Genomic DNA, 11,670 nt, shown 5'->3' on the forward strand with positions numbered 1-11,670 from the left:
GGCGACCTCCACAGACGGTGCCTAGGCTGAAACAACATTCGTCACGTGTCTTTCGGCCGTCTTCGAAGAGTCGGCCAGACACAAAAGTCCTTGTGTGTTCCGCATCTTTGTTCTGACTTGAATCAGTTAACCGATTCAAGAGAACTAGCTGCGGTTCAACGTGGCCATTGAAAACCGGCTGCTTTCCTTTGCAGCCCTACGATCCGCGGTATTCCTTCGGGAGGCGCACGTAATGGGCACTCAACCGAAGCGATGCATCGCTTGACGATCTGTCGTTTCAAAAGTCTGTCGTTGGGTTGAAAGCAGACTGTGGATCCGCGAACAACCGCTTCCATTCTCTCATAGTTAGTTCATCGCTAGTTCACTAGCTCATATATATTGCACAGAAAAACTTCATAGTATGTGGAAAGCAAGGTGCGCAATGACCCGCACTCGTCTGAACATATGGAATAGTCAAGACATGGTTTCATCACTTGAGAGTCCAAAGAACTCGGGCGTGTTGCCCTGGTGGGCAAAAGAACGCGGTTTCGGAGTATTTGCCGTGCTCACCGGCACGATTGCTTGGATCGCGTCTGGGATTTTAGTCCTTGAACGCCTTGAGCTGTACAAAGATCCCGATTACATCACCGGCTGCGATATCAACCCTTGGGTTTCCTGTGGCACGGTCATGAAGTCCGACCAAGCTGCACTGCTGGGTTTCCCGAATCCACTACTGGGCATCGTCCTTTTTGGCGTGCTGATTACCATCGGAATGGCGCTGCTTGCGGGGGCCAAGTTCCGCCGCTGGTTCTGGATTGGAATTCAGACTGGAATCACGCTAGCCATGGTGTTCATCGCCTGGCTATGGTCCCAGGCCCTATATGAGATCAACGCCCTTTGCCCATACTGCATGGTCGTGTGGGCGATGATGATTCCGCTCTTCGTCTTCACTACATCCCGCAACATCGTCAATGGAGTGATCCCCGCAACCGAAGGCATGAAGAAGTTCGCTACGGAATGGAGCTGGATCGTCATCGCCATCTTGTATGTACTGGTTATAGCCTCCATCGTCATACGCTTCCCGAACGCTTTCTTTGGATAAGAACGCCCGACGCCGAGTCATTTTGGGGATCAGTGCGATTGCGCTGGTCCCCCTTGGCTTGTTCCTGCGTTTTCTGCCTTGGGGACTCTTCGCCGACCTCGCTGGCGGGGTTTTATATGCGGCGCTGATCTACGTTTTAGTCGCCTTCATTGTCCCAATGCGTTCGCGGCTCACCGTCGGACTCTGGGCGCTGGGGTGGTGCATGGCGGTAGAACTTCTGCAACTCACCGCATTGCCGCGAGAGGCTGCGATCCTCTTTCCCCCCTCGCGGCTGGTCTTAGGTACCGGCTTCGCGGCTACCGACCTTCTGGCGTATTCCGTTGGAGTATTGCTAACTGCGCTGGCTGATCGATCAGCTCGCCTCCGACGGTCCTAAATCCAGCTAACAGCGAAAGGCGGTGGCGCACATGCACCGCAAAAAGCTTTATGAATACGCGGATTCTCGGCGAATTTTCGCCCATTGCCTTGCGATGGCACGGGCCCATCAAATGACGCAAGTCACCCATACCCAAGCTAAAGAGACTAGATTGGGGTCATGGGAAGCCACAAATGGAACACAGAAAACGCCCAAGATTACGGCATCAACCTCCTGACTTCGGATACGATCCGGCTACGCGAACTACAAGATGACGATCTGCAGATCTTGGCCCAATGGTGGAACAGCCCTGAATTCATGGCGCTGCAGGGGAATATCGTACTTCCGCATCCAGGCGTCGAAGCGGCGAACCTTTTCAAGGACTGGAGCCTGAACCGTGGCACCAAGGATGGCGTGGGCCTCTCGGTGACCTTGCCCGATGACACCTTGATCGGCCACACCGCACTCTACAATTACAATGCTCCGGCCCGATCGGCCGATCTCATGCTGATGATCGGTGGATCAAATGTTGGGCAGGGCTACGGCACGGTCGCAACCAAGATGATCGTTGACTTTGGCTTCCGTGAAATGGGGTTGAACCGGATCGGACTAGGGATCTGGGCCTACAACGAGCGCGCCTTGCGCACCTTCTCCCGCGCCGGTTTCCGCGAGGAGGGACGCCACCGTCAAGCTGGTTTCCACGACGGCACGTTCCACGACCGTATCCTTATGAGCCTGCTGGCCGACGAGTACTTCGGCCGCTAACCCGGGAACTTGGAAATTGGGGTGTTTCTTCAACCTTAGGTGGAGAAACACCCCAATTTCATGTGCTCTGAGACCACAAAAGCGAAAGCCAGCGCAGAAATCACGTTTTCTCGGCGTTGTGACGATTCCTAATCAACTCGTTAGCCTATTGTTGGAGCTAGCTAGTACCAGTCTCAAGGAGCACCCATGGATTTTCTCCGCAAATTAAAGCTACCTAAGCGCAAGCCGCCGGCCGCTCCGGCGCCGTCCCCGGAACGACCCGTGGGTGAATTGCTCAGTGAGTCAGAAGTTACCAAACCGGACTTCACCGTTCATTCACTGTGGACAGATATGCTCGGACGACTCGGCATCCGAAGCGCTCAGATCTTGATCGTTGGCGCCTTGGCAGCCTGCTTCGTCATCGGATTATTGCGACTGACGATGATCGTCATTCCAACCTTGCTTGCCGTGATCATCTCGTGCGCGCTATGGCCCTTGGTGCTGAAGCTCCGCAAGGTCTTTTCCCCGTTAATATCCGCCTGGATTGTATTCCTCAGTTCGCTGTTGGTTCTTGGCGGCATTGGCACCGGCTTGGTCTTCTCGGTCATCAAAGAATGGCCGAAGCTCGTAGACCAAGCGGTGGAAGGCTTCAATCAGCTCAACGACATTGTTCTAGGATTCATTGGCACTATGCCGTTGTCCATCGACCAGGCCCAGATCGACGGCGTCGTGGATACCGTGACCTCGTTCCTGACCAGCTCCCAGTTCGGTACCGGTGCTCTCAACACGCTTAGCGCCGCAGGTAGCTTCGTCACCGGCTTGGTCTTGCTCCTGGTGATCTTGTTCTTCTTCCTGAAAGATGGAGACCGGATCTGGGCCTTTGCAGTATCTTGGACGCCTAAGCACTACCGCAACAAGTGGATCCTGTCCGGTGACCGCGCGCTGCGCACCTTCGGTGGCTATATTCGCGGAACCGCTACCGTGGCTGCGGTAGATACCTTGGGCATTGCCGCAACCTTGCTGATCTTGCAGGTTCCGCTAGCGCTGCCCTTGGCTGTGATCGTATTCCTCGGTTCGTTCATTCCAATGGTTGGTGCCACCGTGGCTGGCATCTTGGCTACCCTGATTGCATTGGTCACCAACGGCCCAGTCGTGGCCCTGATCGTGCTCGCCGCAGTCATCCTGGTCAACCAGCTCGAGGGCAACTTCCTCCAGCCGGTAGTGATGGCAAATGCATTGAACTTGCACGCACTGGTGGTATTGATGGCCCTGACCGCTGGTACCGTGCTGGCAGGTATTATCGGCGCCGTCCTGTCCGTGCCGCTGACGGCTGCGGCTTGGGCAGTGATCAAGGTGTGGACCGATCGAGATAATTCGGATGCCGTGGATGATGCCCAGAAAGACATCCGGGCGAAGGTCAAACCCGGCGAGAAGAAGAATCTTCTAGAAAAAGCCAAGGAAACAGCTAGCCCAGAGCCTGCCCCTAGCGCAGAGAATAGCTAAGCCTTTCTTGCCTCAGGTCTTGGCCTCGTCCTTCGGATGAGGCCAAGACCTTTTTATTCCCCTCAGATAGGTGCCTCGATGAATCCAACCGACCGAGAAGTAATCATCACCCGAGAAGGTGTGTCGCTGGGGCGATACCGCGCTTCCGATTTCGCGGCAGTCCATGAGTACGCCACGGACCCCATGGTTTACCGCTATGCCGAGTGGGGGCCAAATTCCGTCGAACAGACCCGGCAGTACCTCTCAGAGGCCAGTATGCAGAACAGTGAAGCACTGACGTTGGCGGTCCTTGTCGAAAATCAGGTCATTGGCGGCGCGGCGGTGTGGACCACCAACGCCGACCACCGATGCGGTGAACTCGGCTATAGCCTGAATCAGAAATTCTGGGGTCGCGGATATGCGACTCTTGCAACGAGGATGCTGCTCGATCTTGGATTTTCCTATTTAAATCTCCACCGCATCACTGCTACTTGTGCACCTGAAAACTCGGCTTCTCGACGTGTTCTAGAAAAGACTGGATTTAGCTACGAAGGGCTCATGCGCGAGCATAAACTCATCGGAGATCGGAGACGTGATTCCTTGCTCTTTTCACGGCTTGTTACCGACTAGATCTGTCACATGATGACCTGAAACATTGCGCTTCCATCGACTGATGTGTTTAATGTGACTCAAGTGAAAGATGTGTATTGAAGTGACAAGAGCAAGTACACGAGAATTCTTGCCACCGCCCCGACGCTCAATCAGCAGGAAGCACTAAGCGCCAGTTCGGGACACACTTCCATTCAAATTCGAAGTGCCGCGAGGCACTCACCGCGATATTTGGGAGGTACTCATGCTGAATTTCAGCTATGAGGAAGCACTAAAGAATTTCTCGAGTCTTGTCGACAACGTAGTCTCAGAACATGCTGTCGTCTCCTTTTCCAGGTCCCCGAGAGAATCTGTCGTCATGATCTCCAAAGACGACTATGACTCGATCCGTCAGTCTTCGGCGCGCTCTTCAACAAATGCCTTTTGTGGCCCATCGCCCTCCCCCAGTGCGGCTCTGCTCCCGCATACCCATAACTCCCTCGACGACTGGCTCTAATGCTTGCCGGGCGCACCGTGCAACTGAAAATTGCCGCCGCACGGATCAGCTGCACCGAGCTATGACATGGTGATCTGCTCCAAATAGTGTCCTGCGGGGGCTGACAGGCACACCCCGAACCCTCCAATTTCTGCGTTGCTCAGCCCTGTTTTGGTGCGCTGCGGATCGGCCCAAGGCTGAAGTTCTTGATCGGTAAACCACGCATAGGCATGATCAAAATGTTCCGCATCAAGCAAGAATTCGTAGCGCTGAGCCGGACAATCGATGTGCCGTTGCGCAAATGACAGCAGCACGCCAACAGGCAAAGACAGGTCCCTGAGCTGCCACCAGACTTCGCTTCCTGAACTTACACGGTGACGCGATAGAACGTGGAGCTTTGTTGCGCGTGGAGGCCAGCGAGGATTAAACGGCTAAAATTTGAGGTCGTAAATTCTCCTGCGAGTTGCGATGAGGATTAAATTTCAACTCCGCCCAGGAGGGCCACAACTCATTTGATTGCCGGATGGCCTTCGTTGCAGTGTCGCAATGCGAGAATTCCGGTATCCACGGGCAATAACGAAATTTTTCGTCGGTGCCGCCATACAAGCACGCTGTGATACTGTTCGGCGGCATCGCGATCCTGCGGTCTTGGCATTAGAAAATCCCTGCGGGGAACCACCTCAGTGATGGATTCCCACAGGGATTTCTAGCGCTTTCGCGAGCAGTTCTAGGCCGGTCTACTTTCCGAACCAGATGTCGATCTCACGTTCTGCGGACTCAACGGAGTCTGAACCGTGAACCAGGTTCTGCTGAACCTTCAGTCCCCAATCGCGACCGAAATCACCACGGATGGTGCCAGGTGCGGCGGTGGTTGGATCGGTGGTTCCTGCCAACGAGCGGAAACCTGGGATAACTCCTTGGCCTTCGGCAACAATCGCGACGACCGGGCCCGAGAGCATGAACTCAACCAGTGGCTCGTAGAATGGCTTGCCTTCATGTTCGGCATAGTGCTCGGCGAGCACCTCGCGCGAAGCGTCGACCTGCTTCAGCTGCGCGATGGTGTAGCCCTTCGCTTCGACGCGAGCAAGGATCTGGCCCGTCAGGCCACGCTTCACACCGTCTGGCTTGACGAGAATGAGTGTACGTTCGGTCATGTTTCTACCTCTTCGTTTGTGGATACTTTTGGTCTGATTAAGATTCTACGTTTGGATGGGCGCGGTCCCACTCTTGCTGAGCTTCCGCACGACGCTTGTTCTCCAGGTCGATTTCCCCACCCTTCTTCAACGCGTACCACCAGCACAGTCCGAAGAAGACCGACAGGTAGAACATGTCCACCAAGATGAACCCGGTCAGGAAGAAAATAACCTGAAGGATCCAGCCGATCAAGTAGCCGGCAGGCTTGCGCAACAGCGCGCAGGTGACAATGCACAGCACAGCCAGCGCAGCACCGAGGCTGAGCACCACGGCTGGTTCGGCACGCTTGAGCCCAAAGGCGGCCAAGGTGACGAAAATCGCCAGAAACGCCTCGCAGGTCAATACGGTCGAAGCAAACATCACCTTGGTGGAGCGTTGCTTCTTCTTCATTCCCGGACGCCACTCGCGCTGCGCCCTAGTTAGCTTGGCCATTAGGAGTTCTGCCCTCCCTTGAGCAGTAGTGAGATTTCGCCTACCAGTGTAATCGAACCGGTTACCAGCACACCGCCGGCCAGGTCGTCCCCGGCCTCTGCCCGGCCCACGCACCATTCGACCGCGTCTTCAAGATTCTCAGTGACGTGCAGGTCTTCTTCGGGCCATCCGGCTTCGACTGCCATGGTGGCCAATTCCCCTGCAGGGATGGCTCGCGGCGAGGAAGACTGGGTCAGGCACAGGTCATCAACCAGATCGCCATACTCTTCACGCATGGTGTAGAGCATCGCTTCTGCGTCCTTATCACGCAAGATGCCCACCATGAGTACCAAGCGGGAGAACCCGAAGGATTCTTTGAGGGCCAAGGCGCTGGCCTTGATGCCGTCCGTATTGTGCCCTGCATCAACCAGGACGCTGGGAGCGCTGCGCACCAGTTCCAGACGGCCCGGGCTGGTGGTTGCGGCGAACCCGTTGCGCACCAACTCGACGTTCAGTTCGCGTTTCCCGCCGCCGAGGAATGCCTCGACAGCTGCCAGTGCCACGACGGCGTTCTGCGCCTGGTGCGCGCCGTAGAGCGGCAGGTAAATCTCGTCATAGCGCGCGGCCTGCCCTTCGATGGACAATACTTGGCCGCCAACGCCCATGGTGCGTTCGAGTAGCTTAAAATCCAAGGATTCAAATGCCATGGGAACTTCAAGTTCGCGTACCTTGGCGGCCAGCACATCCGCTGCGTCCGCCGGCTGTATTGCGGAGACCAGGAAACCACCGGGCTTGAGGATCCCAATCTTTTCCTCGGCAATCAACCCCGGGGTATCCCCCAGCAGGTCGGTGTGGTCCAAGGAAATCGGAGTGATCACCGAAACGTCGGCATCTGCCACGTTGGTCGCGTCCGTGATTCCGCCGAGGCCTACCTCCAGGACAACAACCTCCACCGGAACTTCGGCGAAAATCGCGAAGGCCAGGATGGTCACCGCTTCGAAGTAGGTCAGCCGGTTTTCACCGCGCTCGGATAATTCTGCATCCACCAGCTCCACGAACGGTGAAATTTCGTCCCAGACCCGCACGAATGTCTCATCATCCACGGGTTCCCCGTCGATGCTGATCCGCTCGGTGACCTTCACCAGGTGCGGCGAAGAGTAGCGACCGGTTCGGATATCGTGCGCCTGCAAGAGGGACTCGATCATGCGTGCAGTTGAGGTTTTCCCGTTGGTGCCGGTGATGTGAATGACCGGGGAGGATTTCTGCGGTTCGCCTAAGATCTCCATGGCGCGGAACATCGGTTCCATGCGAGGTTCTATCTTATTTTCTGGCGCGCGCGCCAGCAGCTGCGCGTAAACGCGCTCTAGATCGCTCATGCGGTCGGCTCCACTTCAATCTTCGCTTCGGTGAGTGCCCCATTGGCAACCAGCTCCAGCTGGGCGGTTAGGGTTTCGCTGCTCACCAGCTCGCGGTTCAATTCCAGAGCTGCCACAACCTCGGTGGAGGCGGTGATCACGGTGCGGATGCGATCCGAGACCTGCAGGTCAGCTTCCTTGCGTGCGGACTGGATTGCACGGATCATATCGCGGGCGGTGCCCTCGGCTGCCAGTTCGGTGGTGACCTCGGTGTCTAGTACCAGGAAACCTCCGTCGATGACCGCGGCGGCGATTTCGGCTGCCTCATCCACCACGGTGTCCAGGGTGTATTCGCCCTCGACCAGTTCGAGACCGCCGGCGGTGACTACTCCCTCGGTCACCGACCAGTCACCTGACTTCGCTCCCTTGATGGCCTGCTGCACGGTCTTGCCCAGGCGTGGGCCGGCAGCGCGGGCGTTGACCACGAGCTGCTGGCTGATGCCGTAGCTGGCGGTGTCTACGCCCGCGGCGTCGATCAGGGTAACGCTCTTCAGGTTCAGCTCGTCCTTGATGATCGAGGCATAGGTGCCCTGGAGGCGCTCGGCACCGGTGAGCACGATCTTCAGCTCGGCCAGCGGCAGGCGCACGCGCAGGTTCTTGGCCTTGCGCAGCGAGGAGCCCACCGAGCAGATCTTGCGGGTTGTTTCCATGGTTTCGAGCAATTCGGTATCTGCCGGGAAATCGTTGGCATCTGGCCAATCGGTCAGGTGCACCGAACGTTCTCCGGTCAGCCCGCGGAAGATTTCCTCGCTGGCCAGCGGCAGCAGCGAGGCGGCGACCTTCACCAGGGTTTCGAGCGCCGTGTACAGGGTGTCGAAAGCCTGGGTGTCTTCTTCGAAGAAACGCTGGCGGCTACGGCGCACGTACCAGTTGGTCAGCGTGTCCATGTAGCGGCGCACCGATTCGGTGGCATCCGAGACTTCGTAGGCGTCAAGCGCTTCGGTGACCTCGCGGACCAGCGCGCCGGTGGCTGCCAGCATGTACTGGTCCAGCGGATCGGTGGAGCTGTGCGAGCGCTTCGCCTGGTACCCGGCACCGCCATTGGCGGAGTTGGTGTACAGGTTGAAGAAGTGCCACACGTTCCACAAAGGCAGCAGCACCTGGCGTACGCCATCGCGGATTCCCTGTTCGGTGACAACCAAGTTGCCCCCGCGCAGGATCGGTGAGGACATCAGGAACCAGCGCATGGCGTCCGAGCCGTCGCGGTCCAGGACCTCGGTGACGTTCGGGTAGTTCTGCAGTGATTTGGACATCTTCTGCCCGTCCGAGCCGAGCACGATGCCGTGGGAGATCACGTTCGTGTATGCAGGGCGGTCGAAGAGCGCGGTGGACAGCACGTGCATGGTGTAGAACCAGCCACGGGTCTGGCCGATGTATTCCACGATGAAGTCAGCCGGGTGGTGCCCGCCGTCAAACCATTCGCCGTTTTCGAAGGGGTAGTGCGCCTGAGCATAAGGCATCGAACCGGAGTCGAACCAGACGTCCAGGACGTCTTCGACGCGAGTGAGGGTGCCGGACTCGGCGCAGCCCTCGTGGGCGCGGGTCAGCTCGTCGATGAACGGGCGGTGCAGATCTGGCTCACCTTCGTGGTTCAGCGGCAGGCGCCCGAAGAAGTTCTTGATTTCTTCCAGCGAACCGAAGACCTCGCGGTGGGTGCATTCGACTCCCGAACATTCCCACACCGGGATCGGCGAACCCCAGTAGCGATTGCGCGAGATGGACCAGTCGCGGGCGTTTTCCAGCCACTTGCCGAACTGGCCGTGCTTGACGTTGCCCGGGATCCAGTTGATCTGCTCGTTGAGCTCGACCATGCGGTCCTTGATCTTGGTGACCTCCACGTACCACGAGGAGATCGCGCGGTAGATCAGCGGGGTGCGGCAGCGCCAGCAGTGCGGGTAGGAGTGCTCGTAGGAAGCCTGCTTGACCAGCTTCCCGTCTTCCTTGAGCACATTGGTGATGGTCTTGTTTGCATCGAAGACCTGCACACCTGCGATGTCGTTGAGCGGTCCGCCGGCGAACAGGGGCAAGAACTTCGCGCCCTCGTCTACCGAGAGGATGACCGGGATGCCGTGCTCTTCGCAGACTTTCTGGTCATCTTCACCGTAAGCCGGAGCCTGATGCACGATACCGGTACCGTCGGAGACCGTGACGTAATCCGCGGTGACGATCTGCCAGGCGTTCTGCGTTTCGTACTTCTCCACGTCGGCGAAGGTGTCCCACAGCGGTGCGTAACGCACCCCTGCAAGTTCGGAGCCCTGATAAGTGGCGGTGATGGAAGCCGTTGCTTCCTTCACATCCTTGTAGCCAAGCTCCTTGGCGTAGGAGCCGAGCAGGTCCTTGGCAAGCAAGAATGGACCGGCTGCCGCGGAAGCCTTCACCCCTGCCTCACCGGCAGGAACGACTACGTACTCGATGCTTGGGTGGACCGCCAGCGCTTCGTTGGTTGGCAGGGTCCATGGGGTGGTTGTCCAGGCGAGCGCCTGGACGCCGGCAAGCTCCTTGGAAGCTTCGGTCTCACCGGCAAGAACGGTGAAGCCCACGGTGACGGTCTGGTCCTGGCGGTTCTTGTAGACGTCATCATCCATGCGCAGCTCATGGTTGGACAGTGGAGTCTCGTCCTTCCAGCAATATGGAAGCACGCGGAAGCCCTGGTAGGTCAGTCCCTTGTCGCTGAGCTGCTTGAAGGCCCAGATGACCGATTCCATGTACTCGACGTTCAACGTCTTGTAATCGTTTTCGAAGTCGACCCAGCGTGCCTGGCGAGTGACATAGTTCTGCCATTCGTCGGCATACTTCATCACCGAGGTGCGGCAGGCATCATTGAACTTGTCGATGCCCATGGATTCGATTTGTTGCTTGTCGGTCATGCCCAGCTGCTTCATGGCTTCCAGCTCGGCTGGCAGGCCGTGGGTATCCCAACCGAAGCGGCGTTCGACACGCTTTCCACGCTGGGTCTGATAGCGGGCTACCAGGTCCTTGACATAGCCGGTGAGCAGGTGGCCGTAGTGCGGCAGGCCGTTTGCGAAAGGGGGGCCGTCGTAGAAGACGAACTCTTCGCCCTCTCGCTGATCTATGGAGGCCTGGAAGGTGTCGTCGTTCTTCCAGTATTCGAGTACGCGCTTCTCAATTTCTGGGAAACGCGGTGAAGCCGGGGTTGAACCGGTCGGGTCGGTGGTGACCTTTGGGTAGAAGCTCATCGAAATGGCCATCCTTCAAGCGTAGGGTCGAAAAATCTTGCCTACGAGGACGACACTTGGCCGCGGTACCACCCCGCTTATTCCCCACCGTGATGCTTGCGCACAATTGTGGCGAACCGCTTCTCATCAGCTATGTCGGGCTGGACCCGCTTGGTTCTACTAAGTCAGGAGCGAAAGAGGCTTCCTGACTGTTCTTCCAAGGACTCCCCGGTGATATCCGGATCAACGTCGTCTAGCTTCCAGTCTAGCGCGTCTTTCAAGCACTGAAAACTCAATTCAGCGTGATGAAAGCTGGATCACGTTCAACGTCTTCAACGTATTCTTGGATCTGCTTTTCGCCGTCGCGTAGCGCGATGCTGTAGAGCAAATATGCGGCGCCGGCACAAAGCAGCAAACGCGCCAAGGGCTCCAGCTCGGAGAGCATGCCCGAAGCGATGGTCATGAGCACCAAAAAGATGAGCAGGCGCGGACTCAAGGCGATACGCTGCTGATTCGGTCCTGCTTTTCGCTCAAGCACCATACGTAGTGCACCAAGGACCGCCAAACATCCGGCTAGACCCATAGCCCAAGCCAAACCGAGAGATCCGGATTGCCCGGCAATAAACATGATGAGCGCAATACCAGCCGCGCTTCGTCGAAAAGACTGCTCTTGAGTCATCGGTCGCTTTCGTCCCTTGCCAATAGAAGTGGCTCCCAGTCAAGCAGGC

11 protein-coding genes are annotated in these 11,670 nt (G+C 57.4%); 5 read left to right on the forward strand and 6 right to left on the reverse strand.

From position 1 onward, the window contains the following. The first annotated feature begins 460 nt into the window (after positions 1-460). From LG294_RS09750 to LG294_RS09770, 5 genes are all read left to right on the forward strand, one after another. The gene (locus LG294_RS09750; protein WP_404285349.1) at positions 461-1,081 is read left to right on the forward strand and encodes a vitamin K epoxide reductase family protein; all 621 of its coding nucleotides are present in this window, start codon (positions 461-463) and stop codon (positions 1,079-1,081) included. Beyond that, complete coding sequence (locus LG294_RS09755) at positions 1,074-1,457, forward strand: DUF2809 domain-containing protein (RefSeq protein WP_404285350.1); 384 nt, start codon at positions 1,074-1,076, stop codon at positions 1,455-1,457. The genes LG294_RS09750 and LG294_RS09755 overlap by 8 nt, the downstream gene beginning before the upstream one ends. A gap of 159 nt (positions 1,458-1,616) precedes the next feature. Continuing rightward, positions 1,617-2,201 (forward strand): GNAT family N-acetyltransferase, encoded by a 585-nt coding sequence (locus tag LG294_RS09760; protein WP_404285351.1) that lies wholly within the window; start codon positions 1,617-1,619, stop codon positions 2,199-2,201. 186 nt (positions 2,202-2,387) lie between these two features. Then, positions 2,388-3,683: an AI-2E family transporter gene (locus LG294_RS09765; protein ID WP_404285352.1), complete on the forward strand. Its 1,296-nt coding sequence runs from the start codon at positions 2,388-2,390 to the stop codon at positions 3,681-3,683. 78 nt (positions 3,684-3,761) lie between these two features. Then, positions 3,762-4,292, forward strand: a complete 531-nt coding sequence (locus tag LG294_RS09770; protein WP_404285354.1) for a GNAT family N-acetyltransferase — start codon at positions 3,762-3,764, stop codon at positions 4,290-4,292. 534 nt (positions 4,293-4,826) lie between these two features. Here the strand turns inward: LG294_RS09770 and LG294_RS09775 are convergent. From LG294_RS09775 to LG294_RS09800, 6 genes are all read right to left on the reverse strand, one after another. Continuing rightward, on the reverse strand, positions 4,827-5,060 hold the full coding sequence (locus LG294_RS09775; protein ID WP_404285355.1) for a hypothetical protein: 234 nt from the start codon (positions 5,058-5,060) through the stop codon (positions 4,827-4,829). 423 nt (positions 5,061-5,483) lie between these two features. Then, a complete protein-coding gene (gene ndk, locus LG294_RS09780; protein ID WP_404285356.1) occupies positions 5,484-5,900 on the reverse strand; it encodes a nucleoside-diphosphate kinase in 417 nt (138 codons plus the stop codon). A gap of 37 nt (positions 5,901-5,937) precedes the next feature. Further along, a complete protein-coding gene (locus LG294_RS09785) occupies positions 5,938-6,372 on the reverse strand; it encodes a DUF4233 domain-containing protein (protein ID WP_404285357.1) in 435 nt (144 codons plus the stop codon). Further along, positions 6,372-7,727, reverse strand: a complete 1,356-nt coding sequence (locus tag LG294_RS09790) for a bifunctional folylpolyglutamate synthase/dihydrofolate synthase (protein WP_404285358.1) — start codon at positions 7,725-7,727, stop codon at positions 6,372-6,374. The genes LG294_RS09785 and LG294_RS09790 overlap by 1 nt, the downstream gene beginning before the upstream one ends. Next, positions 7,724-10,963 carry an isoleucine--tRNA ligase gene (gene ileS, locus LG294_RS09795; RefSeq protein ID WP_404285359.1) on the reverse strand — a complete coding sequence of 1,080 codons (3,240 nt, stop codon included), beginning with the start codon at positions 10,961-10,963 and terminating at the stop codon, positions 7,724-7,726. The genes LG294_RS09790 and ileS overlap by 4 nt, the downstream gene beginning before the upstream one ends. A gap of 271 nt (positions 10,964-11,234) precedes the next feature. After that, entirely contained in the window at positions 11,235-11,621 is a 387-nt protein-coding gene (locus LG294_RS09800) for a hypothetical protein (RefSeq protein ID WP_404285360.1), read from the reverse strand. Between the last annotated feature and the right edge of the window lie 49 nt (positions 11,622-11,670).

The sequence above is a fragment of the Glutamicibacter arilaitensis genome (assembly GCF_044793945.1).
In the GTDB taxonomy this organism is placed as follows: Bacteria; Actinomycetota; Actinomycetes; order Actinomycetales; family Micrococcaceae; genus Glutamicibacter; species Glutamicibacter arilaitensis_B.

Bases quoted from the DNA above. Each gene is read 5' to 3' on its own strand.
- LG294_RS09750 (WP_404285349.1), top strand. From the start codon at position 461: ATGGTTTCATCACTTGAGAGTCCAAAGAACTCGGGCGTGTTGCCCTGG.
- LG294_RS09760 (WP_404285351.1), top strand. From the start codon at position 1,617: ATGGGAAGCCACAAATGGAACACAGAAAACGCCCAAGATTACGGCATC.
- LG294_RS09765 (WP_404285352.1), top strand. From the start codon at position 2,388: ATGGATTTTCTCCGCAAATTAAAGCTACCTAAGCGCAAGCCGCCGGCC.
- LG294_RS09770 (WP_404285354.1), top strand. From the start codon at position 3,762: ATGAATCCAACCGACCGAGAAGTAATCATCACCCGAGAAGGTGTGTCG.
- ndk (WP_404285356.1), bottom strand. From the start codon at position 5,900: ATGACCGAACGTACACTCATTCTCGTCAAGCCAGACGGTGTGAAGCGT.
- LG294_RS09785 (WP_404285357.1), bottom strand. From the start codon at position 6,372: ATGGCCAAGCTAACTAGGGCGCAGCGCGAGTGGCGTCCGGGAATGAAG.
- LG294_RS09790 (WP_404285358.1), bottom strand. From the start codon at position 7,727: ATGAGCGATCTAGAGCGCGTTTACGCGCAGCTGCTGGCGCGCGCGCCA.
- ileS (WP_404285359.1), bottom strand. From the start codon at position 10,963: ATGAGCTTCTACCCAAAGGTCACCACCGACCCGACCGGTTCAACCCCG.
- LG294_RS09800 (WP_404285360.1), bottom strand. From the start codon at position 11,621: ATGACTCAAGAGCAGTCTTTTCGACGAAGCGCGGCTGGTATTGCGCTC.